Source organism: Stenotrophomonas sp. STEN014 (assembly GCF_056760315.1).
In genome coordinates this window covers 246,584-271,081 of record NZ_JBRREN010000003.1, presented here as the reverse complement: position 1 = coordinate 271,081, position 24,498 = coordinate 246,584, and the positions used below count along the sequence as shown (strand labels likewise).

At 67.4% G+C, this 24,498-nt stretch carries 17 protein-coding genes; 5 read left to right on the top strand and 12 right to left on the bottom strand.

Translation table 11 applies throughout. The annotated features are described in order from the left end of the window. Window positions 1–38: 38 nt before the first annotated feature. Window positions 39–1,160 carry a PLP-dependent cysteine synthase family protein gene (locus tag ACVOMC_RS06220; RefSeq protein WP_481523251.1) on the bottom strand — a complete coding sequence of 374 codons (1,122 nt, stop codon included), beginning with the start codon at window positions 1,158–1,160 and terminating at the stop codon, window positions 39–41. A 121-nt stretch (window positions 1,161–1,281) separates the two neighbouring features. Here ACVOMC_RS06220 and ACVOMC_RS06215 point away from each other — a divergent pair, with 121 nt between their 5' ends. The 5 genes from ACVOMC_RS06215 (at window position 1,282) to gloA (ending at window position 6,004) form a co-directional block, all read left to right on the top strand. Then, window positions 1,282–1,632, top strand: a complete 351-nt coding sequence (locus ACVOMC_RS06215; protein ID WP_481523250.1) for a CopL family metal-binding regulatory protein — start codon at window positions 1,282–1,284, stop codon at window positions 1,630–1,632. A gap of 120 nt (window positions 1,633–1,752) precedes the next feature. Further along, complete coding sequence (locus tag ACVOMC_RS06210) at window positions 1,753–3,558, top strand: copper resistance system multicopper oxidase (RefSeq protein WP_481523249.1); 1,806 nt, start codon at window positions 1,753–1,755, stop codon at window positions 3,556–3,558. Beyond that, window positions 3,555–4,721 (top strand): copper resistance protein B, encoded by a 1,167-nt coding sequence (locus tag ACVOMC_RS06205; RefSeq protein WP_481523248.1) that lies wholly within the window; start codon window positions 3,555–3,557, stop codon window positions 4,719–4,721. The genes ACVOMC_RS06210 and ACVOMC_RS06205 overlap by 4 nt, the downstream gene beginning before the upstream one ends. A 126-nt stretch (window positions 4,722–4,847) precedes the next feature. After that, complete coding sequence (locus ACVOMC_RS06200) at window positions 4,848–5,372, top strand: DUF411 domain-containing protein (RefSeq protein WP_481523247.1); 525 nt, start codon at window positions 4,848–4,850, stop codon at window positions 5,370–5,372. A gap of 104 nt (window positions 5,373–5,476) precedes the next feature. Continuing rightward, window positions 5,477–6,004 carry a lactoylglutathione lyase gene (gene gloA, locus ACVOMC_RS06195; protein ID WP_481523246.1) on the top strand — a complete coding sequence of 176 codons (528 nt, stop codon included), beginning with the start codon at window positions 5,477–5,479 and terminating at the stop codon, window positions 6,002–6,004. A 70-nt stretch (window positions 6,005–6,074) separates the two neighbouring features. Here the strand turns inward: gloA and ACVOMC_RS06190 are convergent, their stop codons facing one another. The 11 genes from ACVOMC_RS06190 to ACVOMC_RS06140 all read right to left on the bottom strand — a co-directional run bounded on the left by ACVOMC_RS06190 (window position 6,075) and on the right by ACVOMC_RS06140 (window position 24,246). Continuing rightward, a complete protein-coding gene (locus ACVOMC_RS06190; RefSeq protein WP_481523245.1) occupies window positions 6,075–7,418 on the bottom strand; it encodes a M16 family metallopeptidase in 1,344 nt (447 codons plus the stop codon). Then, window positions 7,415–8,779 carry a M16 family metallopeptidase gene (locus ACVOMC_RS06185; protein WP_481523244.1) on the bottom strand — a complete coding sequence of 455 codons (1,365 nt, stop codon included), beginning with the start codon at window positions 8,777–8,779 and terminating at the stop codon, window positions 7,415–7,417. The genes ACVOMC_RS06190 and ACVOMC_RS06185 overlap by 4 nt, the downstream gene beginning before the upstream one ends. Window positions 8,780–8,836: 57 nt before the next feature. Beyond that, on the bottom strand, window positions 8,837–10,954 hold the full coding sequence (locus ACVOMC_RS06180) for a protein-disulfide reductase DsbD family protein (RefSeq protein WP_481523243.1): 2,118 nt from the start codon (window positions 10,952–10,954) through the stop codon (window positions 8,837–8,839). Then, window positions 10,938–12,182, bottom strand: a complete 1,245-nt coding sequence (locus tag ACVOMC_RS06175) for a redoxin domain-containing protein (protein ID WP_481523242.1) — start codon at window positions 12,180–12,182, stop codon at window positions 10,938–10,940. Before ACVOMC_RS06175 ends, ACVOMC_RS06180 begins: the two co-directional genes overlap by 17 nt. A gap of 101 nt (window positions 12,183–12,283) precedes the next feature. Further along, window positions 12,284–15,454 carry a TonB-dependent receptor gene (locus ACVOMC_RS06170; protein WP_481523241.1) on the bottom strand — a complete coding sequence of 1,057 codons (3,171 nt, stop codon included), beginning with the start codon at window positions 15,452–15,454 and terminating at the stop codon, window positions 12,284–12,286. A gap of 161 nt (window positions 15,455–15,615) precedes the next feature. Beyond that, complete coding sequence (locus ACVOMC_RS06165) at window positions 15,616–16,770, bottom strand: FecR family protein (protein ID WP_481523240.1); 1,155 nt, start codon at window positions 16,768–16,770, stop codon at window positions 15,616–15,618. 42 nt (window positions 16,771–16,812) lie between these two features. Further along, window positions 16,813–17,331 carry an RNA polymerase sigma factor gene (locus ACVOMC_RS06160; protein WP_481523239.1) on the bottom strand — a complete coding sequence of 173 codons (519 nt, stop codon included), beginning with the start codon at window positions 17,329–17,331 and terminating at the stop codon, window positions 16,813–16,815. A gap of 169 nt (window positions 17,332–17,500) precedes the next feature. After that, window positions 17,501–18,742: a Wadjet anti-phage system protein JetD domain-containing protein gene (locus tag ACVOMC_RS06155; RefSeq protein ID WP_481523333.1), complete on the bottom strand. Its 1,242-nt coding sequence runs from the start codon at window positions 18,740–18,742 to the stop codon at window positions 17,501–17,503. A 5-nt stretch (window positions 18,743–18,747) separates the two neighbouring features. Then, complete coding sequence (locus tag ACVOMC_RS06150) at window positions 18,748–22,179, bottom strand: SbcC/MukB-like Walker B domain-containing protein (RefSeq protein WP_481523238.1); 3,432 nt, start codon at window positions 22,177–22,179, stop codon at window positions 18,748–18,750. Then, window positions 22,166–22,789, bottom strand: a complete 624-nt coding sequence (locus ACVOMC_RS06145) for a DUF4194 domain-containing protein (protein WP_481523237.1) — start codon at window positions 22,787–22,789, stop codon at window positions 22,166–22,168. The genes ACVOMC_RS06150 and ACVOMC_RS06145 overlap by 14 nt, the downstream gene beginning before the upstream one ends. After that, entirely contained in the window at window positions 22,786–24,246 is a 1,461-nt protein-coding gene (locus ACVOMC_RS06140; RefSeq protein WP_481523236.1) for a Wadjet anti-phage system protein JetA family protein, read from the bottom strand. The genes ACVOMC_RS06145 and ACVOMC_RS06140 overlap by 4 nt, the downstream gene beginning before the upstream one ends. Window positions 24,247–24,498: the final 252 nt, after the last annotated feature.

Genomic DNA, 24,498 nt, shown 5'->3' with positions numbered 1-24,498 from the left:
CGGGAGCTCCGTCAATACATGCCCGGCCACTGCCGGGATCACCCGTTATATGGCGACGGTTCCAGCCACGCACAAGGCAATGGCGGCAAGGGCTGCCCGGCCACCGCCGCGGCGATCAGCGCATCGGCCTGCTGCACCTCGATGCCCTGCGCCCGGTACCAGTCCGGGTTGTAGTAGCTGTGGGCGTAGCGCTCGCCCGCGTCGCACAGGATGGTGACGATCGACCCCTCGCGGCCGGCCGCACGCATCTGCTGGGCCGCATACAGCACGCCGATGAAGTTGGTGCCGGTGGAACCGCCGACACGGCGCCCCAGCGTCGCGCTGACATGGCGCATGGCCGCCAGGCTCAGCGCATCGGGCACCTTCACCATCGCATCGACGCAGGTCGGGATGAAGCTCGACTCCACCCGCGGCCGGCCGATGCCCTCCACCCGCGAGCCGCCCGCACAGGTCAGTTCACGCCATGGCCTGCCTTCCAGCGCGGCGCAATAGCCGTCGTAGAAAATCGACACTTCCGGGTCCGCGCACAGGATCCGTGTGTCATGCCGGCGATAGCTGACATAACGCCCCAGGGTCGCGGCGGTGCCGCCGGTGCCGGGGCTGCAGACGATCCACTCGGGCACCGGATGCGGCTCTTCGGCCATCTGCTTGAAGATCGACTCGGCGATGTTGTTGTTGGCACGCCAGTCGGTGGCCCGTTCGGCGTAGGTGAACTGGTCCATGAAGTGGCCACCGGTCTCGCGCGCCAACCGCTCGGATTCGCAATTCAGGTCGCAGGCACGCTGCACCAGATGGCAACGGCCGCCGTGGAATTCGATCGCGACGATTTTTTCCGGCGAGGTGCTGGCCGGCATCACCGCGATGAATGGCAGCCCCAGCAGACGCGCGAAGTACGCCTCGGACACGGCGGTGGAACCGCTGGACGCCTCGATCACCGGACAACCCTCGCGCAACCAGCCGTTGGCCAGCGCGTACAGGAACAGCGAGCGCGCCAGACGGTGCTTCAGGCTGCCGGTGGGGTGGCTGGATTCATCCTTCAGATAGACCTCGATCCCGGGAAAACCGGGCAGGTCCATCGGAATCAGGTGGGTATCGGCCGAACGGTTGTAGTCGGCTTCAATCTTGCGGATGGCCGCTGCCACCCAATGACGCTGGGACATGGATCGCCACTTCAATGAAAGCTGAAGCCGATTCTACTTCGCCCCCACTCTTCGCGCCGGGAGCTGCGGGCCGCCAACGCCGAGTGCTATGGTTACGCCCTTGTTTCAAGCGCCGCTTCCCGTGCTCCGCATCCTGCTGCCCCTGCTGCTGTGCCTTTCCCTGATCGCCAGCGCGACCGGGTCGGTATGGGCTGCGACGGCGATGGCGATGCCGGCCACGATGATGGCCATGGATGCAGACCACGCCTGCTGTCACGATGAAGGCGGCATGCACGCGGACACCACGGCGCCGCAACCGATGGAACTGTGCGGCGATGGCAAGCACTGCGACTGCATGCAGCACTGCAACATGCTGCCGACGCAGGCCCTGCCGCCTCTCAGTGGTGTTCCGCAAACCGCGCAGCCATCAGCATCCACACAGGCGCGCGACGACGCGGCCCCTGCACAGCTCAACCGCCCTCCCATCGCCTGACCCCGGCGCTTTGGCGCCCCAGCGGACACCTGCGTCATGGCAACGCCGTGACGTCTTTCTTGATCTGTTCAGGCCATGCGGCCGCGCGTTGATGCGTGGCGGTGTGAGCGGGAGTTGCCTATGTCCTCCGATTTTCTTTCCGATCCGCGCCCGGCCTTGTCGCGGCGCCGCTTCGTGCAGGGCCTGGCCCTGGGCGGTGTGGTCGCCGGCGCCGGGCTGGGTCGCATCCCCGATGCGTTCGCCGGCGCCCCCGCGGCCATGGCCGTGCCCCCCATGGAGATGCGCGGCACCCGGTTGAGCCTGGCCATCGGCCGTTCGGCGGTGAACTTCACCGGCCGCAGCCGTGGCGCGATCACCGTCAACGGTTCGCTGCCGGCGCCGATCCTGCGCCTGCGCGAAGGCGACACCGTCGATATCCATGTGGCCAACACGCTCACCGACGATGTGACCTCCATCCACTGGCACGGCATCCTGCTGCCGGCCGACATGGACGGCGTGCCCGGGCTGAGCTTCAACGGCATCGCCCCCGGTGAGGCCTTCCAGTACCGCTTCCAGCTCAGGCAGTCCGGCACCTACTGGTACCACAGCCATTCGCTGTTCCAGGAACAGGCAGGGCTATATGGCGCGTTGATCGTCGATCCGCTGGCGCCGCCGCCATATCACTACGACCGCGAGCATGTGGTGCTGCTGTCGGACTGGACCGATATGGATCCGGCCGCGCTGCACCGGCGCATGAAGAAGATGGCCATGCACGACAACACCTACCAGCGCACGGTCGGTGATTTCCTGCGTGACGCCCGCCGCGACGGCTTGCGTGACACTCTGGCCGACCGCGGCATGTGGGGGCGGATGCGGATGACACCCTCGGACATCTCCGACATCAACGCCCACACCTACACCTACCTGATGAACGGCACCGCGCCGGCCGGCAACTGGACCGGGTTGTTCCGCAACGGCGAGAAGGTGCTGTTGCGCTTCATCAACGGCTCGGCGATGACCTATTTCGACGTGCGCATTCCCGGGCTGAAGATGACCGTGGTCGCCGCCGATGGCCAGTACATCCATCCGGTGAGCGTGGACGAGTTCCGCATCGCGGTGGCCGAGACGTTCGATGTGATCGTCGAGCCCAGCGGGCAGGATGCCTTCACCGTTTTCGCCCAGGACATGGGCCGCACCGGCTATGCCTGCGGCACGCTGGCCGCGCGGCCGGGTCTGCAGGCACCGATCCCCGCGATTGACCCACGGCCGCTGCTGACCATGAGCGACATGGGCCATGACATGGGCGATCACGGCGGACACGCCGGCATGGAGGGTGGCTGCGGCGCCAACATGGGCATGAAGGGCATGGAAGGCGGCTGCGGTGCGGCGATGGGCCACGGCGATCACGGTGCGGATGACAAGGCGCCGAAGCACAAGCCCAGCGAGGCCGGCAATCCGCTGGTGGACATGCAGACCTCGGCCACCGAACCGAAGCTGGACGATCCGGGCATCGGCCTGCGCGAGAACGGCCGCAGCGTGCTGACCTACGGCGCGATGCATTCGCTGTTCGCCGATCCCGATGGGCGCGAACCGGGCCGCGAGATCGAGCTGCACCTGACCGGACACATGGAGAAGTTCGCCTGGAACTTCGACGGCATCCCGTTCGGCGGCGCCGAGCCGATCCGCCTGAAATACGGCGAGCGCATGCGCATCGTGCTGGTCAACGACACGATGATGACGCACCCGATCCACCTGCACGGCGTATGGAGCGACCTGGAAAACGCCGAGGGCCAGTTCCAGCTGCGCAAGCACACCATCGACATGCCGCCGGGCACCCGCCGCAGCTACCGCGTCCGCGCCGACGCACTGGGCCGCTGGGCCTTCCACTGCCACCTGCTATACCACATGGAAGCGGGCATGATGCGCGAAGTGAGGATCGAGGCATGAAGACACTTCCCCACTCCCTGCTGTTCCTCGCCCTGGCCACCAGCGGTGGCGCGTTCGCCCAGGATCCGCATGCCGGGCAGGGCAAACCGCAGGCCAAGGCCAGCGCGCACGATGCGCACGCCGGGCATGCGATGCCGCCGGTGGCAAAGGACGATCCACATGCCGGCCACGACATGTCGGCGATGGATCACAGCGCGCCCGGCGCCGATCCGCATGCCGGGCACGCGATGCCGCCTGCGGCAAAGGACGACCCGCATGCCAGCCACGACATGTCGGCGATGGATCACAGCGCGCCCGGCGCCGATCCGCACGCCGGGTACACGATGCCGCCTGCGGTAAAGGACGACCCACATGCCGGCCACGACATGCCGGCGATGGATCACAGCGCGCCCGGCGCCGATCCGCACGCCGGGCACGCGATGCCGCCGAAAGCCGCCAGCGATACCCCGCGTGAACCGGTCCCGGCGCTGACGCCGGACGATTTCACCGCGGCGTTTCCGGTAATGAAGCCGCACGCGATGGAACACGCCCCGGCCTTCAACAGCCTGGTGGTATTCGACCAGCTGGAAGCCTGGGACAACGCCCATGGCGGGGGCCAGGCGTGGGGCATCGATGCCTGGTTTGGAGGTGACATCAACCGGCTGTGGCTGCGCAGCGAAGGTCAACGCAGTGACAACGCGCTGGGCGACTGGTCGGTCGATGCGCTGTACGGCCGGGCGGTCTCGCCGTGGTGGGATGCGGTGGCCGGCGTTCGCCATGACAACCACCGGCACGCAGCGGACCTGACCCGCGCCGGTTTCGGCTTCCAGGGCATGGCGCCGTACAAGTTCGAAATGTCGGCGATGGCCTATCTGGGCGGCAGCCGCAAAGCCGAGCTGGTGGTTGAAGCCGAGTACGACGTGCTGCTGACCAACCGGCTGATCCTGCAACCGGTGCTCGAGGCCAGCCTGGTCGCCGATGACGATCCGCGCCGGGCTGTCGGCAAGGGCCTGAGCAGCGTGGAGGCGGGCCTGCGCCTGCGTTACGAGTTCAGCCGCCGCTTCGCCCCGTATGTGGGGTTCGTCCACGAACGCGTCTTCGGCAACACCGCCGACCTGCATCGCGATGCCGGCGAATACGTCAGCGAATCGCGCTGGGTCGCCGGCGTGCGCTTCTGGTTCTGAGGATCAGGGACGGGCATGCCTCCGCTGCCCGTCCCGCGCCACTGCCGGCAGCTACCTCGGCATGTTCCCTACCGTCTCCCGCATCACCTCCGCACAGCGCGTGATGCCCTCCAGGAAGCAGATTCCATGATCATCCGTTCAACAGCGTTTCCCCTGGCCGTACTGATCGGCAGCTTGCTGCTGGTCAGTGCCTGCAACGCCGCCCCGCCGGCGGCTTCCGGCACCTCCTCTCCCCCTGCCGGGACAGCCACAGCGGCGCCGGCAGAGAACCGCCTGCCACTGGTGAAAGTCCACAAGGATCCGAACTGCGGCTGCTGTGGCGGCTGGGCCGAACACATGCAGGCGGCCGGCTTTCCGGTGGAAATCCACGACAGCGGCGACATGCTCGCGGTGAAACAGCGCCTCGGCATCGGCGAAGGCATGTACTCCTGCCATACCTCCGAGATCGATGGTTACGTGGTGGAAGGCCACGTGCCCGCCGATGCGATCCGCAAGCTGCTGGCCGAACGTCCGCAGGCGCGCGGCCTGGTACTGCCCGGCATGCCGATCGGCTCGCCGGGCATGGAATCCCCGGACGGCTACCGCCAGCCGTTCACCGTCGGCCTGCTGCAGATGGACGGCAGCGTCCGTGCGTTCTCGCAGCATCCCTGATGCCATTCCGGACGACGGCGGTTACGGCCGCCGTCATCCGGCGACCGGGAAGCGCACGTAAAATACAGGCCTGCGCCCTGTGCATTCCCCCTCAAGGAGCTTCCATGAGCCTTTCCTCCCTGCGCGAGCAGCCCGGCGTCGCTGCCGCCACGCCGGCTGAAACCCGCGGTTTCGTATTCAACCACACCATGCTGCGGGTCAAGGACATCACCGCTTCGCTGGACTTCTATACCCGCGTGCTGGGGTTTTCGCTGATCGACCAGCGCGACTTCCCCGAGGCCGCGTTCAGCCTGTACTTCCTGGCCTATGTGCCGGCCGGCACCGCCATACCCGAAGACGATGCACAGCGCCGCCTGTGGATGGCCGGCATTCCCGGCGTGCTGGAACTGACCCACAACCACGGCACCGAGCAGCAGGACGGTCCGGTCTACCATGACGGCAACAACGATCCGCGCGGCTTCGGCCATATCTGCGTGTCGGTGCCGGAGCTGGAGGCGGCCTGTGCCCGCTTCGAGGCGCTGGGCGTACCGTTCCAGAAGCGCCTGAGCGATGGCCGGATGAAGAGCCTGGCCTTCATCAAGGACCCGGACGGCTACTGGGTGGAGATCATCTCCAATACCGTGCGCGCCTGAGCGGGTTGACGATGGAAAAAGAAAACGCCGGCAATGCCGGCGTTTTCTTTGTTGTCTGCCAATCAGGCCATCACTTGCCGAAGGTGCCGGCCTTGACCATCACCATCTGCTTGGGATCGATGTAGGTGCGGATGGCGGTGTTGATCTGCTCGCGGGTGACCGATTCGATCATTGACGGATAGTTGTCCAGCCACTCCAGGCCGACGCCACGTTCGACGGTGCCCAGGATCGCCGAGGCCATGCCATCGGTGTTGCCCAGGCCCACCTGGTAGCTGCCCACCATCGCCTGCTTGCGGCCGGCCAGTTCCTCGGCGGTGATGCCGTCCTTCCACCAGTGCAGCAGTTCACGGCGGGTGCTGGCGATGCCCTTGTCCAGCAGTTCCGGGGCGAAGGTGGTGCTGATGGCGAAGCCACCGTCCATGTAGTCACTGCCCAGCAGATTGCCACCGATGCCATAGGTCAGGCCTTCCTTGGCACGCACCGCCGCCATCAGCCGGCCGGTGAAACCCGAGCCGAGCACGTCCACACCCACCATCAGCGGCACATAGTCCGCGTCGGTCTGGCGCAGGCCGGTGCTCTGGCCGAAGAACACGCTGGTGCTGGACTTGTCCTTCATCGCGATGCTGTGCTCGAAGGTCCTGGGCTTGATCCGCGCCGGTGCGGTGCGAAGGTAATCCACCCCGCCGCTCCAGCCACCGAAACCGTGCGTCACCGCCTGCTCGATCGCCTTGGCATCCACATCACCGGTGAATACCAGGGTCATGTGCTCCGGGCCGTAGTACTTGCTGTGGAACGCCTTGATCTGCTCCAGCGTCACCGCCGGCACCGCCTTGAGCATGTCCTCGCGCGGCACCGGGGCGTTGTAGCTGCCGCGCGGGAAGATGCTCAGCATCAGCGTCTCGCGCGCCATCGTGCCCGGGTTCTCGCTGGCCTGGCGCAGTGCCGCCTCCAGCTGCACCTTGGCCTTGGCCAGCTCCTCGGCGGTGAACGCCGGCTCGCGCAGCTGTTCGGCCAACGCATCGACCACGGTCGGCATGTCGCGCTTGAGGCTTTTGCCGTAGACCGAGATGCGGGCCGGACCCGGACTGATCGACAGCGAGGCGCCGATGCTGTCCAGGGCATCGGCAATAGCGAACTTGTCACGCTTGAGGGTGCCGGCCTGCAGCAGCATCGCCGTCAGCGTCGGCACCGCCGGGTTGTCGGACTTGGAGGCGATGAAGGCATCCCCCAGCGGCATGGCGCCGGTGATGGTGACCACGTCCTTGACGTCCATCGGATAGATGATCAGATCCACCCCCGCGGCTTCGGCACGCACGGCCGTGTCGGCGACACCGGCCTGCGCCAGCAGCGGGCTCAGGCAGAAGCTGGCGGCCAGCACCAGCGGAAACATCAGATTGCGCTTTGCGTTCTTCACTTGCTGCTCTCCGGCACGAACCAGCCGACCGTGCTCTGGTCTGCGTTGAAATATTTGCCTGCCACGCGCTTGAGATCATCCGAGGTGACCTTTTCCAGCTCGTCCAGGAAGGTGGCGTACTTGGTCCAGTCACCCAGTGCGATGTACTCGTTGAGCGAGTCGGCGGCCTGGTCGGTGCCGTCACGGCGGAACGCCACATCGGCACGGTACGGGCCCAGCACGCGCTTGATCTCCTCGATAGCGGCACCTTCGCGGGCGACCTTGCCGATCTCGTCGTTGATGATCTTCTCCACCTCGGCGTGCTCGACGCCCGGCGCCAGCACCGCGCTGAGCATGAACAGGCTCGGATCACGCTGCTGGTACATGCCGCCGGAAACACCGACCGCCTTGGAGGTATCGACCAGGGCGCGCGACAGGCGGCTGCCACGGCCACCCTGCAGCACCAGCTCCAGCACGGTCAGCGCCGGGATGTCCGCATCCAGCCCGGCCGGAGCCTTGAACGCCATCATCACCGTGCCCGCCTCGCCGGCACGTCGCAGGATCACGCGGCGCTCGCCCTGCTGGGCCGGCTCGGTGGTGTAGACCTCAGGAATGGCATGCGGCGAGCGCGGCACCTTGCCGAACTCCTTGCCGATGGTGGCCAGCAGCTTGGCCGGCTCGACATCGCCCACCACGGTCACGGTGGCGTTGTTGGGCCAGTAATAGGTGTCGTAGAACTCGCGCAGCTTGTCGATGGAGACGTTCTCGATATCGCTGCGCCAGCCGATCACCGGATGATGGTACGGCTGGGCCTGGAACGCGGTGCTCCATATCAGCTTCATCAACGCGCCGTTGGGATTGTTCTCGTTGCGCTCGTACTCGTTGCGCACCACCGTCATTTCGCTCTGGCGGTCCTTCTCGCGCAGCAGCAGGCCGCGCATGCGGTCGGCTTCAATGGCGATATAGCCGTCCAGCGCCGAGGGCGGCAGGGTGGCGTAGTAGTTGGTGCGGTCCATCGAGGTGGTGGCGTTGAAGCCGGCACCCACGCGGTCCAGGTAGGTGTCCACGCTGTTGCCCTTGCTGGCGTCGTAGTGGGTGCTGCCCATGAACATCAGGTGCTCGAGCAGGTGGGTGCCACCGGTGGAGCCGGTGACCTCGTTGCGCGACCCCACCCGGTAGGTGATCTGGAAGGTGACCACCGGCGCGGCATGGCTGGGCAGTACCAGCACGCTCAGGCCGTTGCTGTCCAGGCGGTATTCGTCGATGCCGTCCATCGACTTGATATGGGTGAAACCGTCAACCTTGACCGGTGCGGCCCAGGCAGCCGGAGCTGCCATCAGACCGAACGCAAGGCCGACGCACAGCAGGCGTGGCGAAATCATTCGTTGCTTTCTCTTCGAGGTGCGCACCAGGCGCGTGGATATTCCAGACATGACCGTTCAGTCCTGCCTGCGGGGGGAGGGGGTTTCAAACGCGGCCAGCACGATGTCCGGCGTCAGCACTTCGGGCATCTCCTGCGGCGCACTGCCGTCGGCGCGGTAGACCAGGTTGAACGGCACCGCGCTGCGGCCCCATTTCTCCAGTTCCGCGGTGATCAGCGGATCGGCATTGGTCCAGTCCGCCTTCAGCGTGGCGATGTTGTGGTCGCGGAAATAGCTGCGGACCCGTTCCGAACTGAACACGACCTTCTTGTTGACCTGGCAGGTGGCGCACCAGCGTGCGGTGAAGTCGATATAGACACCGCGGCCTTCGCGCTGCAGTTCCTGCACGCGCTGGCTGCTCCAGGCTTCCCACTGCACCTGGTCCGGTGCCTGTGCCCGCGGCCAGCCCAGCACCACTGCCAGCACCAGCGCCAGCACGGCGGCGCCCATGCCGATACCGGCACGCGTTCCCTGCACGCCCGGACGGGTGGCCCGCCCGTACAGCCACAGTGCGAACGCGGCCAGGGTGAGCGCGCCGATCACGTTGAACAGCGCCGCTTCCTGCAACTGTCCGGCCAGCACCCACACCAGGTAGCCGACGGTGGCATACAGCGGGAACGCCATCAGCTGCTTGAACGTCACCATCCAGACGCCCGGACGGGGCAGCAGATCCACCAGCTTCGGGAACACCGACAGCAGCAGATACGGCAGCGACAGACCCAGCGCGATCACGGTGAACACCACGAACGCCTGCGCGGTCGGCAACGCCAGTGCCGCGCCCAGTGCCGGCGCCAGGAAGGGCGCGCTGCACGGCGTGGCCACCAGCGTGGCCAGCATGCCGGAGAAGAAGCTGCCGCCGATGCCGCTGCGCGTCTGCAGGTTCGAGCCGATGCTGGTGGCGCGCACTCCCACTTCAAACACGCCGCTCAGGTTCAACGCGAACGCCAGCATCACCAGGGTCAGGCCGAACACGAACGGTGCCGACTGCAGCTGGAAGCCCCAGCCCAGTTGCTGGCCGCCCTCGCGCAGCATGGCCAGCACGCCGGCCAGCGCCCAGAACGAGAGCAGCACGCCGGCGGTGAACATCAGCGCGTGCAGCGTGACCTTGCGACGGTCATTGCCGGCCTGCTCGATGAAACCCACCACCTTCAGGCCCAGGACCGGGAACACGCACGGCATCAGGTTCAGGATCAGGCCGCCGAGCAGCGCGAACAGCAGCACCGTCATCGACAGGGCCACCGGCCCGCTATCGGCCCTGGCCGGTTCGCCACTGTTGCCCAGATCGTCCAGGCTGATCAGTGCCGCCGCCTCGGCCTCACTGGAAAACGGCACATCGACCTGGACCCCGCGGTAGACGCCCTGCGTATCGGTATACGCCAGCACCCCGCGCAGACGCGCGTCATCGGCCATCTGCTCGGCCGGATCCAGCGGCAGTTTCAGCAGCGCGCGCGCGCCGCGGTTGCCGATCGTCTGCGGGATCTTGTAGGAGACGAAGCTGTCGGCCGGGAAAAAATGCAGCTCGGCGATATCGGCCGGCGCACGCACCCGCAATGCCAGATTGTCGGGCGCGCGGGTGGCCGCCAGCTGCCAGCCGTCACTGCTTGCCGGCATCGGCTGCGCCGCCAGCGCCGCCTGCACCTGCGTATCGGCCTGTGCCGCATCGGCGCTGACCGGCAGCCGCAGCGACACCTGCGCCTTGCCCGGAATGCACACCGTCTCGCACATCAGCCAGCGGGCCGTCGCCTTCAGCTCGACCTCGCTGCCCGGCCGCAGTCCCGCGGGCGCGGTCAGCTGTATCGGAAGATGCAGCAGTCCCTCGTAGCCGTGCCCGGTGATGTTGCCCTCGCGGTCGCGCACCAGCACCGGCGTCGGCCACTGGATCGCCCCGGTGTGCCAGCCCTCCGGCAGCTCCCACTGCACGCGCGTGGGCAGTCCGGTACCGGCGTTCTTCCAGAAGCTGTGCCAGTGCTCACGGTGTTCCATGCGCAGCGCCACGGTCAGCGGCTGACCGGGCTGGATCGATTGTTCCACCGCGACCAGCGAAGCCTGCACCTGGGCACTGGCAACGGCGGGCAGCAGGCCTGCCAACAGCAGGCCCAGCAGTATGCGCAACAGCAACTCAGAGCCCCTGCGCATTTTCAGTCTTCTTGATCTGCGCACGCACTGCGCGCTCCACATCCCACTCGCGCATACCGACGCCGACGATCGTGCCGTCGGAAGCGATAAGGTAGTTCTGCGGCAACTGGGTGACGCCATAAGTCTGTGCGGCAGAGGCTTCAAAGCCGGGCGCCTGCAGGTTGATCCACGGCAGATCGGTGGTGCCGCCCTCCTCGTGCATGGCCTTGACCCAGTCCTGCTTCTCTTCATCCAGCGACACGGCGTAGATCTCGAAGCCGTGGGGATGGAACTCGCGGTAAACCTTGAGCAGATGCGGGAACTCGCCACGGCACGGACCGCACCACGACGCCCAGAAATCCAGCAGCACCAGTTTGTTCCTGGCCAGCACTTCGGACAGCTTGACCTGTTTGCCATCGACATCCACCGCGGTGATGTCGGCGTAGGGCTTGCCGGGGCCGAACTTCTCGGCCAGCTGCATGGACTTCCGGTGTTCCTCGGCCGCGTGCCGCATCTGCGCAATCACCGGGTGCGGGCCCAGGGTCTTGGCGTACTGGGCCAGCATCTGCTCGCGACGCGCCTGGTCGTAGCGCTTCCAGTCGTAGTTCTCCGACAGCACCAGCAGCTTGAGCATGTCCGGCGCATCACTCTCCAGCAGCGCGCGGTCGTAGTCGTTCTTCACCTGATGCAGGTGGGTGAAGGCGGGCACCGTGGATGCACGCGCCCGCTTCATCGCCTCTTCGTCAGTCTCATCGACATTGGCGAAGGCGGTGCGGTTGGCCTCGCGGTTGGCCTTGTAGGCGGCCACATAGTCCGGATGCTGCAGATAGCCGTAGACGCGCTCGGTATAGGTCCCGCCTTTGGCCACCGGGCCGAGTTCACCGGCTTCGATACGCAGCTCACCGGCTTCCAGGACCAGTTTGGCGGTGCCCTGCTTGCCCAGCTGCAGCAGCGCCGGTACCGGCTGCTCGACCGTGCCGCTGAGGACGAAGCTGCCGCCCTGCGCGGTGGTCTTGGCCACCGGCGTGATATCCAGCGGGTCGCTCACCTGCGAAGGTACCAGCAATGCTATTTCCTCACCGTCCTTCAATCCGTCCAGCGTGCCGCGGATGCTGTAGGCCTGCTTGGCATCGGCGGCCGCCGGGACCGGTGCGGGCGCTTCGCCCTGGCTGCAACCGGCCAGCCCCAGGGCCAGCAGAACCGCGCCAGCAAGAACGCCGGCACGCAATGAAGTAGAGAACAGGTTCATCAGTAATCCTTGAAATCAGATACGGCACGCCGGATGACCGGTGACAATGGCCGCGGGAAGGCAAACAGGGCCCGCACCGCCAGGGCGCGGGCCCGGGGGACTCAGAACTCTTTCTTGATATCCAGGTACAACACCCGACCGCGGATGTTCACCCGGTTGGAGACAAAGCCGTTGATGTTGTCGACGAACGGATAGGCGCGATCGAACATGTTCTGCACGCCCAGCCGCGCCGTCACCCCGCCCAGCCAGCCCTCGCGCTGCAGCTTGCGGTAGCCGACCTGCGCATCGAAGGTGGTGTAGGAGGCCGAGCGCGTGCGCGGATTCTCGTTCGGGGTGAAATCGTTGTAGTCGTTGGCGGTGGCCGACAACGGATACAGCACGCGGTGCGCGGCCGAATAGTGCGCGCCCAGCGAGGCGAACCAGGAGTTGTCTTCCCAGCCGACGAACAGGTCGCCGGCCCACTTGCTCGGACCCAGCTCGCTGTCCGAATAGGTCAGTGTCGGCAATGACGGCAACGAACGCGCACTGAGCTCCAGCGTACGCACCGCGTTGAACTCCACGCGCCAGTCACCCCAGTCGTTGCCGAAGTAGTAGCTGGCGGCGGTGTCGATGCTGCGCGAACGGCGGCCCAGGAAGTTGACCGCGCGGTTGTCCCACAGCAGCACCCCGTTCTCCCCCGTCGTGAACATGCCCTCGGGCATGTTTTCCAGGTTGCTGAACACCTGGCTCAGGGTCAGGCCCGACAGCGGATCGCCGATGTAGTTGTCGAACTTGGTCTGGTTGTAGGTCGCCGACAGCTGCAGACCACTGGCAAAGTCCGGCGTCCAGTCGAAACCGTAGGTGCTGGTGGTTGCCACCTGCGGTTTGAGATTGACATTGGGACCGGTCAGCGCCACCACCTGGCTGACGCCCTCGGGCAGCGGCACGCCGCCGAACATCAGGCGGCCGGTGTAATCGGCCAGGGTCAACTGGCCGAACTGCTGCTGCGCCTGCGGCACCAGGAACGATTCGCCCCAGGTCGCACGCACCCGCAGTTGCTCCAGCGGCTTCCAGGACAGGCGTGCCAGCGGGCTGGTGCGGCTGAAACCGCGCGACACGTGGGTGCCGGTGCCGGTCAGGTCGTCTCCACCGTTGTTGACGGTGCCGGTCATCGCCTCGATATCGAAGCCGCCGAGCTGGCCAAGACCATAGGAGCTGTCACGCAGCGCGTTCTTTCCGTTCTGCTGGAAGCGTTCGTGGCGCGCGGCCACGGTCAGGCTGAGCAGCTTGGCAAACGGCTGGTCCTTCAGCAGCGGAATGCCGATCTCGGTGAACAGCGCCTTCGAGGTACCGTCGCTTTCCACCAGCAGGCGCTCGCCCAGGTTGCTCTCGTGGGCAAAATTCTGCTCGCGGTACTGTGCACCGAACGCCGCCTCGATCTTGCCGGCCGGCAACGAGAACAGCTCGCCGCGGGTCAGCGCATCGACCACGTTGGAGCGCGACTGGAAGTTGTAGGCATAGCGCTCGACCAGGGTTTCCAGCAGCTTGCGGTTCTGCGCGACAACCGCCTCATCCCGCCCGTCGCCAAACACGTTCAGGCCCTGCAGGACTGCCTGGGTGCGTTCGTAGCCGTCCATGCCCATCGAGCCGGTCAGGTCGGCGAGCGCATCGGTACGGCCCTTCTCGCGGCCGGCGCTGAACGTCAGCTCATAGTCCCAGCCCTTGGCGAACGGCAACTTGCCGTCGATGCCGACGTGGGCATCGATATTGGTCTGCTTCTGGTCCTCGCTCAGACGCATGTCCGAGAACTCGCGCGCGAACGAATACCCGACCAGCACATCGCGGCCAAAACTGTTGTATGGATTGGCTTCGGGCACGTAAACGTTGTAGCCGCCCTCGAACAGGTTGAAATCGAACAGCGTCGGCGACCAGACTTCCTTGTTCAACTGGCGCACATAGCTCATCCCATAGCTCAGGCGCAGGTCTTCGTTGATTCTGTGCTCGCCGCTGAAGCGGGCATGGGTGTTGTCGACCTTGGCGCCGATGCGACCCCGCTCGTAGATGGTCGGTGCCGTGGCCGGGTCGTAGGGCAGCAGGCTGTCCGGATCCAGCGCGGTCCCGTTCTGGCCACCGGGAATCACCCCGATCACCTCGCCCATGAAGTGGTAGCCGATGCCATAGTCTTCCGACTCGTACACCACCCCAGGCTGGCCCTTGTTGCGCGTACGCCCGTTGACGCCACCGAGATCGGTCAGGTCACCGCGCCCTCCCGGACCAACGTGGATCAGCTGATTGACGTCGGCCGGCGAAGTGCGCTCACGGCCGATGGCCGCGGTGAGGTGGCCGCTCTTGAAACCGAAGGTATGGGCAAGGTCCAGACGCGATACATCGGCACCGTTGCTGGAGTTCTCGTGGCGCAGCTGCGCGGTGGTGCCGTCGTAGGACTGCTTGAGCACGATGTTGATCACCCCGGCCACCGCATCGGAGCCGTAGATGGCGCTGGCGCCGTCACTGAGCACTTCGATGCGCTCGATCTGCGAGACCGGGATGGAGGAGATGTCGGTATAGGCCCCCTGCCCCTGTGCCGAGGCGGCACGGCGCCGGCCGTCGACCAGGATCAGCGTGGAGCGGCTGCCCAGGCCACGCAGATTGGCACCGGAGGAGCCCAGCAGGGACTGGCCATCGCCATACGTGCTGCCGTATTCGAGCTCGCCCAGCGCGCGCGAACTGCCGGTGCGGTTGGAGAAGTTCTGCGGCAGATTGCGCAACACATCCTCGATGGAGGCGTAGCCGCGGCTTTCGATCAGCTGCGAGTCGATCACGATCAACGGCGAGGCCGGATCGATGTTCTTCAGATAGGTGCCGGTGACGTTGATGGTTTCCAGCGTTTCGGCACCCGCGCGATCGGCGGTGGCAACCTCCTCGCCTGCCGCCCTGCGTGGGCGCACGGTGACGGTATTGTCGTTGATGAAGCGGTGGTCCAGCCCGGTGGGCGCAAGCAGCTGTTCCAGTGCCTGGGCCGGTGTATAGCGCCCGACCACCGCCGCGGAACGTTCGTTGCTGGCGGTGGCGCCGGTACCGTAGACGATCTGCAGACCGGTCTGCTGGGCAAAGGCTTCCAGCGCCGAGGACAGCGGCTGCGCCGGGATATCGAGCTCGCGCGAGGCAGCTTCAACGGCCACCGGCGCGGCTACCTGTTCCTGTGCGAATGCAGCGGTACCGGTACCGGCCAGCAATGCGACCGCGACCGCCTGGACCAGAACACTTTTACGAAAGCTATTGCGAGAACACATAGATAGATCGCCCCGAGTGAACCATCGACTGGATGTCGAGCCACCGGCTCCGCGCCATGCGAAACCAGCCTCTTGTTACATCCGTGTGTCCAAAGGGGCGAAAAGGGTACTCGCCGACAAAAATATTTTCGAAAAAATCCGGATCCCTGCTGTACCGCGGCTTACTGACGGCTTGTGCCCTCGGCGAGCGGCGTCACCACGCTGCGATTGGGCTCGCGACTGACCCGCAGCGCCGAGCAGCACTCCAGGAATTGCAGGAACGATTCGGCATCATCGGCGTTGAACACACCGCTGTAGCGTTGCTGGCGTGCCTGCTCGTCCTCGACCACGATCTGACGCGGGTTGTAGCGGTTGAACTCGGCGACGATATCGGCCAGCGTGTCGTTGCGGAAATTCAACCGGCGCAGGCTGCCCGGTGCTGCGCTGGGCACTTCCAGCGGCATCCGCAGCAACGCCTGCTGCCCCTGGGGAATACGGGCCTGCTCACCGGCGGCCAACGCCGCCGGGCGACCCAGCGACTCCAGCGCGACACTGTCCTTGTCGATGATCGTGGCCGGCGGCTCGTCCAACAGCGACTGCAGCCAGCCGGTCTTGCTGGCGGTCACTTTGACCTTGCCCTCGGTGACCGCCACCCGCGTTCCGGAGGGCAGGCGGTTGACCGTGAATCGGGTGCCCACGGCCTGCACCGTGTTGTTGCCGGCATGCACCCGGAACGGGCGCGCGGTGTCGTGCGCGACGTCGAAGGTGGCCTCGCCTTCGCGCAGCTCGATATCGCGTACGCCGTCGGAGAACTGCACCGCGATGTGCGAGGCCGGTGCCAGCAGCACCGTGGAACCGTCAGCCAGTACCAGGGTGCGCTGCTCGCCGATGGCGCTGGCATATTCCTGGGCCGACGCGGCCGGGACGGCCAGTCGCCACCCGATGCCCGCAGCCGCACACAGCACCACACTGGCGGCCAGGGCCATCCCCCAGCGTCGGCGGCGAGGGTGGCGCGAGGGCGCCAGGGGCGACGACACCGGCGTGGTGGCCAGTGCCGGCTGTTCGGCGCGCAGCGGCACCACGTTGTCCATGGCCTGCGCCAGGGCAACGACCTGGTCCAGATCGAACGCTTGCAGTGCGCCATTGGCCGCCAGCTCGCGCTCGACCAGCTCGGCCATCAGCAGCTCTTCCAGGTGCAGCGGCGAGGCCGCCACCCAGCGGGAGAAGTCCGCACGCTCGGCAGCCGTGGGGCCGCCGCGCATGACCTGCAGCCACTCGGCCGCCTCGCGTGCGGCGCGCTCCCGGGTCTGCTCTGGCGATGTGCGGTAGATATTCATAATGTCACTCGATGCCGGCACGGGGCACGGACCACATCCTGTTCAACGTTCCAGACTGGCGCGTACATGCGCCAGCGCTTCCACACTGTATTTCTTCACGGTGTGCACGCTCAGCCCCAGCCGCGCGGCGATTTCCGCATGGCCCAGCCCTTCGCGGCGCTCCAGCAGCAGTACCGCCAGCCGGTTGGCCGGCAACTGGGCCAGCGCATCACCCACCTGGCGCTCGAAAAAGCCGCCCCCTTCCACGAACTGCGGCGATTCGGGGTTCTCGGTCAGCGATTCGACCACGGTCGAGTCGAATACCATCCGCCCTTGTCGCTGGCGCATGTTGAACTCGCTGGCCACATGCCCGGCGATGCCGTAGATGTACGCCAGCGGGTTGCGCACGGTTTCGATGTTCTGCACCCGCAGCAGCCGCAGATAGACCTCCTGCACCAGATCACCCAGGTCCTGTGCGTCATAGACCCGCCGGCGCAGGAAGCGCTGCAGCTCGGCGCTGTAGCTCTCCACCACCTTGGCGGCAAACGCCCGGGCGGCCGGGTCCTGCTCGGCCGGCACCATCAGCTGCCCCCACCCGTCACAGCAGCCCCCAGACCATCGGCCGGGGTTGGCAGTGGGGACGCGGATACTATTGGCGACGGCATCGATACTCTCCACACAACGGGCGCAGGGGCCGCTGATATCCAGTGCCCCCCAGCAGGCCATAAGGGTACTCGCTTCGGCGTTCCATTTATTCCGGGTTCATTCCCGCGCCGTCGGCCCACGGCAGGAACGGGGGCAGGCGCTCCTGCTCCAGCAGCAGTGGCGTGCGCTGCAGCCCGGCCGCCACCTCGGGCCAGCCCGCACGGCGCGCCCACTCGCACATCGTGGCCAGCACCGCCGGCGCGGGGCATTGGCCAGCGGCCCTGTACTCCGCCGGCAACGTGTCCGGCGCCATCAGCCAGGGCCGCAGCCGGCGTCCGCCGTCCGAAGCCGCCTCGGCCAGTCTGGCTGCAATGCGGAAGCCGCCCCGGTCGATATCACCCCAGTGATACACCGCCGCGTCGTCCGGCAATCCGGCCAGCAGGCGGACATAGGCCTGCCGCCAGGCCGGCGACGGCATCCCGCCGGTGTACAGCAGCAGCACCGGCGCCTGGCCGCGTGAGCTGGCCGCTTCGTGGAAGCTGGCCAGGTTCTCGATGCTCAGCAGCGCACGTGCGCCGGTGGTGATACCGCCTATGGCATCCACCGGAAATCCCAACCAGCGCTGCGGCAGTACATGGCCACTGCCATCATCCAGCGCGATCACCCCCGGCCCGGCCAGCAGCAACGGCTGCGGCTCCTTGCGCAAACCCAACGCCGCCCAGATCTCCCCGTTCTCCAGACCGCTGGGAAACAGCTCACCGGTGACCAGCAGGTCCAGCCACGGCGTCAGCGCCTCCAGCCGCTTGCTGTCGCCAAACAGGCGGGTGCTGGCCTTGCGCAGGATCTGGTCGCTGCGCGCAGCGGCCAGCAGGGTGTCCACCGCCTGCGCGGCCGCAGCCAGATCACCGGCCGCATCCGGACCCTTCCCACGCACCTTGCCGCCGCCGCGCCACGCCGCCAGGACCCGGGCGACCACCGGCGCCGAGGCCTGCCAGCGGGCCAGCAACCCCTCGGCGCGCACCACCCGTTCGTGCAGCAGCTCAACCCCGAGGTCATGCGCAAGCGCAGCGGCATCGCGCACGCCCAGCCGCAACAGGCGCTCACCGTCGTCACGGTGGCGATCACGTTCGACCGTGATCGCGCCGCACCGCTCGGCCAACGCAATACGGCCGTGGAACGCGTCGAAATCGGCCATCCCGCGCAACGCGCGGTACTCGGCAGCATCGCGCTTACCGGTCATCGACAAGCTGGCCGGCTGAGGGTCACCGGCCAGCGCGGCCGCCTCGGCGCGCCGCAGCAGACGTTCCAGGACGCGCCGGGCCGGCGTGTCCTGTCCGCCGCCCGGCATCTGGCTCACACAGTCGCCTGCTCGCGCGCGATGCGCTCGGTCTCTGCGGCGAGCAGTTCCGGATGCAGGTCGAACTGGTCGGACAACAGCAGCGTGCGCGCCGCTTCGGTGACTTCGATCCGTTCGGCCTGCAGCAGCTCGCCGTCGCGGAACAGCTCGATGTAGCTGTCGAGCACACCGGACAATGTGCCCTGCGCGGTATCCGGCGCGGCCAGCACCAGCTGCAGGCCCAGCGAGCGCAGGTAGCCGGTGATCGCGCGCGCGTTCTGGGCGTCGATCTTGTCGCCGAACTCGTCCAGCAGGATCAATCCCAGCCCGCCGGGCTGGGCCTCGCTCTTGCCGTAGGCCGCCGCCAGGGCGGCGCCGGCGATCACGTACAGCGGCGCCCGATGCTCACCCCCGGAACCCGAGCGCATGCGCTCGCTCAGGCTGCCGATCACGCGGTCCTCCTGGCGGATCTGCACCTCGAAGCGGAAGAAGCGGCGGTAGTCGTCCAGCGGCGAATTGGCCACATGTGCCGCGGCCTTGTCCTCGACCAGCGCGCGGAACGCCTCGGGCACCTGCCCGGCACTTTCAAACAGGGTGTCCTCGCCACCGATATCGGCCGCCCGCTGGATGAAGCGATGCAACTCGCGGAACTCCGGCACCACTTCGTAGTGGAACTGGTAGCGCTCGTTGTTGGAGAACGCCGGACTGCTGCGCAGGGTGCGGTTGAGGGTGGCGATCTGGGTCTTGAGCCGGGTGAAGTTGTCATACAGCGTGGAGGCCACGCCGGTGCGGAAGGTGTCCACCGCCGTGGCGTAGGCCTGCTGCGCCTCGGCTTCGTACTGCACCAGTTCGGTGTCGCGCAGCTGGGTGAGCTCACGCTGCAGCAGGCCGCGCGCAGGCCGCCAGGCACTGGCATCGAACTCCAGCTCCAGCGCGTGATCGCGTGCGTACTGCGCCAGTCCGCTCCAGGCTTCGGGCAGCAGCCGCGCCAGTTGCGCATCGCTGTCCCTGGCGCGCTCCTCGCACCGGCGGGCCCGCTCTTCCAGCGACGGATACTTCTCGTCCAGCTCCTCGCGTTGCCGCTCGACCCGATTCGGGTCGACGTCCGGATCGGCGAAGGCGTCCACCGCGCGACGCACCACCAGCGCCTCCTGCTGGCGCAGGCCCTCCAGCAAGCCGCGGGTGCGCTCCAGCTGCGACGCCGCCACCGCTTCCTTGCCGACCAGCGCATCGGCGCGCTGTTCACATTGGCCCAGTTGCGCGGTCAGCTCCCGCAACTGCTCGGACAGATGCAGCAGATCCGGGTCGAGCGCGGCGCGCCGGGTTTCCTGCGCACTGCGGTAGCGCTCGGCGACCTGACGGTGCTCCAGCACGCGCTCGTGCAGGGCCTGCGCCACCGCGTCGGCATCGGCCAAGCGCGCCAGCCCGCGCTGGCAGTCATCGGCACGACGCAGCCGCGGCTCGATCTGCCGCAATTCCTGCTCGGCCCGCTCGATTTCCTCGTGCAGCACCCGCAACCGCGCGCGGTTGTCCGACGCGCCGATGCGCAGATCGGTGGCCGCCGGCAAGCGCAGACGTTCGATGCTGCCACCGCGCGAGAGCAGGCCGTCACGGGTCAGGCCCTGGCGGCTGCGCACCAGCTCGGCTTCGGTCTCCACGCAGCGCAGTTCGCCCAGCTGCCGGCGCAGGAACGCCAGTGCATCGGCGTTGACGCCTTCCAGCAGCGCCGCGACGCTGCCGGCGGACGGCGTTTCGGCCCCCCGCGAATTGCGTGCCTGGCTGGACAGCGCCAGCTTCACGCCATAGACCGCACGCCCGCCGGACAGCCCGCGATACAGCTTGACCGCGCGCTCCTCGTCCTGGTCGGGAATCAGCAGCGCCTCGACATTGCTGCGCAGGTAACCCTCGATGGCGTACTGCCAGGCGCCGTCGCTGACCCGCACCAGATCGCACACCGGGCGCGCATCGATGCCGGCGTCGCGCAGATAGCTCATCAGCCGCACGGTGTCGGGATTGAGCTCGGCCTGGCCGGCCGCCAGCCGCTTCTGGTTCTGCCGCGCGGTTTCCAGCGCCTCGCGGGCCTTGTCGTGGGCACCGTGCAACTGGCGGGCGTGGCGATCGACCTGCTCGCGCAGCGGCGCGGCCGCGCGCAGCGCCTGCCGCGCCTGTGCATACAGTTGTTCCGGCGTCCACGGCAACGCAGCCTGGGCCGACAGCGCCAGCAACTCGGTGTGCCACTGCTCCCACTGACCGCGCACACGGGCGAATGCGTCGCTGTCGACCCCCTCCAGCGCGAGCGCGTCAAGCTGGCGGAACTGCTCACCGGCGAATGCCAGCTCACGTGCCAGGTCTTTCTTCAGCTGCGCCAGACGGTCGCGGTCGCGGCCGGACAGTTCGTCCAGCTGCGCCTGCTCACCGTAGCCCTCGCTGCCCTGCAGACGCGCGTTGGCACGGGCCTGCTCCTCGCGCAGGGTGTCGCGTTCGACCCGGGTATCGGCCAGCTGACGGCGGGTATCGACCAGCGTGTTCTCCGCCTCGGCCAGCGCGCCTTCGGCCTGGTCCAGCTGCTCGCTGTACAGGTCGCGCGCGTATTCGGCCGCCAGCGCCCGCGCCGACGCGGCGCGCGTGGCCTGGCCGGCGATCTTCTCGTACTGCCGCTCCACGCCTTCGGCCGCGTCGATGCGCTGCTTGACCTGCTCGATCTTCTCCTTGATCAGGCGGAAGCTCTCCAGCAGCGCGCGGAAACGGGCGATGTCGGTGGGCCGGTCCTCGGCCACCAGCGTGCGCACGAACAGGTCCACGTCCTCCACGCGCTGCAGGTTCAGCGCATTGAGGAACGCCTTGCGGTAGGCGTTCAGATCCGGAGTGACCGACGGGCCGGCCCGCAACCGCAGCAGCAGGTCGCGCAGGAAACGTTCGGCATTGGGATGCAGCTGCGGGGTTTCACCGGCATCCTTGCAACGACGGGTGACGTGCTCGCGGAAGGTGTTCCACGCCAGCGGCAGCTCCTTGCCATTGATCCGTTCCAGATGCTCGTCCAGCTCCAGCGCCACACCTGGCAGCAGGTACAGGCCATGCACCCGGTGCTCGGGCTCATCGACCGAAGCACCCAGCGCGATGCCGGCGGTCAGCGGCTCACCGCTTGCGGTGTCACGGAACACCAGCGAGATGTAGGTCGTGGCGGTGCGTCGCTTGCGGCCTTCCTCGCCGGTGCGGAACACGCCCAGGCAATAGTCGCGGATGGTGCGCGCGCGGTGGCTGCCCCCAGCCTGGGCATTGAAGCGGATACGGCTGCGGTCGCCGCCGAGCAGCACGATCTGCAACGCATCCAGCAGCGCGCTCTTGCCGGCGCCGTTGGGCGCGATGATCGCGCTGGTGGCATCCAGCTGCAGGCTCTGCGCTTCGAACAGGAAGAACTGGACCAGGTGGATGCGTTCAAGCTGCTGCATCGTCGTCCTCCGTCTCCACGCCGTCGTCGTCGCGATTGTGCTGGTCCAGCCGCTGCAGCCACTGCTCGCCGACGATCTCCACGATCGCCGGACGCGCACGCAGGTGGAACGGCTGCGGATCATCGCCTTCCGATTCCACCAGCCGGCATACGCCCCAGCGTTTGAGGTTGCGGGCCAGGGCGCGCAGCGTGCCGGTATCGGGCATCGCCCGGCCGGTCAGCGCCTGCCAGCTTTCCTGCAGCTCGGGCAGTTCCACCACCACCTCGCCGTGATCCTCGATCAGGCCCTGGCGCATGGCTTCGTCGTACCGCTGGCGCAGTACCAGCAGGGCCAGTGTTTCATCCAGCGTCACCGGCGTGCCTTCGCCATGCACCGGCAGCGCCACCACGTAGCGGTAATGCGCGTTGCGTTCCAGGCGGATGCCCAGCGGCTCAAGGGCGGCGACGAAATCTGAGTAGTGGTCTTCGACCAGGTGGTAGGCCACGCGGGTGCGCGTGTCGGCCGCGTACAGCACCTGCTCGGTGGCCAGACGATAGGCGGCGCGCTCGAAGTCCTGCACCGTGTAGGTGCCGTTGGACATCTGGCTCAGGGTGTTCCAGCTGCGTTTCATGCGGTTTCCGGAAGTTTGGCGCCGACCCGCACGATGCGGAAGCGCGGGCCGCGCAGGTAATCGTTGGTGTCGGTATCGCCGGTAGCGAGCAGTTCGACGCGGAAGCCGCGCAGCACCCGGCCGAGCGGGTCCTCGCGGCGCAGGCCGCCGATGCGGTTGCCACGCAGGGCCAGCGTGAGCAGGGTCTGGTAGGCGCGCAGGTCCTCGATGCTGGCGATATCCAGCGCGTCCGAGTCGAGCACCGCGGCGCGTTGCAGATGGCGACCGACATAGCGCGCCATGTCCTCGGCGTTGACCAGCCGCGCGCGCTTCATCCGCCGCAGCAGCGACAGCCGCGCCAGCTGCTCGGGCGTGGGCGGCGCGGTGACGTTGGCGCTGCGCGGAATCGGCACCGGTTTACGGTGCGGCGGACGCAGGCGGCTTTCGTCCATCAACGGACCGGGCGCCACTGGCAGGCGCAGCACCTCCTCCGGCGCGGACAGCACGCCACGGCAGGCGCGGCGCAGCAGCACGTCAAGCTTGTCGGGCGCACGCAGGCGGTAGTCGAGAAAGGCCAGCGCGCGGCGGTTGGCCTGGCGGATGTCCTCGTCAAGCCGGGTCAGGTATTCGTCGATCCGCTCCAGCTCGCGCAGGCGCCCGAGACTGCGTGACAGGCGCTGCTGCGCGCGCGCTTCATCGCCACCAGTGAGGTGGTCGCGGTACCACGCCACCAGCGCCTCGCGCTGCGCGCCGGCCTCCAGCTGCTGCACCATCGCCAGGATCGAGCTGCGCCGCGCCATCGGATGGTCGGCACGGTGGAGCTCGGCGTAGTCGCCAATGAACAGCTGGCCGACATAGCGTTCGAACCACTGCCGGGCGAACTGCGCGGTGGTCTCGGCCCTGCTCAGCTCCGGCATCAGGTCGCGCACCTGCAGGCTCATCGAGGCCAGCGACACCAGCAGGCGCCGCGCCTGGTCGGCGGCCTCGTCGAGAATGCCGCCGTCGGCATGGCCGTCGGTCACCTTCTGCAGCTGGGATTCGATCGAGCCCATCTTGGCGCGGACGAAGGTCGGCCCCTGTTCGCAGAACTCCACCAGGGCCGACAGCAGCTCGGCCACCATGCGCGGCATGCTCACCATCTCGCGCGCGCCGATGCGCTCCTGGCGCAGCCAGCCGGCATCGCGGAAGCGGTCGTGGATCGCCGCGGCCCGCACGTTCAGCGGCGCGTCCGGCGCCTGTCCGTCCTCGTCCTCCCAGGGATCGTCGGTCAGCAGGTAGCGCTCGATCGCCGCGGTGATCTCGCGGCGCGGAAAACCGTGGCTGGGCGGCACCGGCGCATCCGGGCCGAAGAACTCGTCGAACAGCCGGCACAGCAGCGCCCAGTAGTTCTGGCGGTTGGCCGAGGCTAGCGGACCGAAAATGCCGGCCGGCACCACCGAAAACAGGGACGGGAATGTCGCGGGGGATGTGGTGGTCAAAACGTCGGGGTCCTGCAGCTTCCTGCCATGCGCCGGCGATTGTGGCATATTGCCAGTGGCCTGGAACCGCCCGGCGGCCCTCGGGGTGACGCTGCCTGCGGAGGCCGCTGACAGGCGGTTTTCGCACCTGCTCGCCGTCTTCGGCGGTCCCGGCCGTGTACACACGGCCAAGAAAAAGCCCGGCACAGGGCCGGGCTCCGTCGCAGCGTCGGGGGAGAGAGGACCGGGCTGCAGGAGGGAGTTTCCACGCCC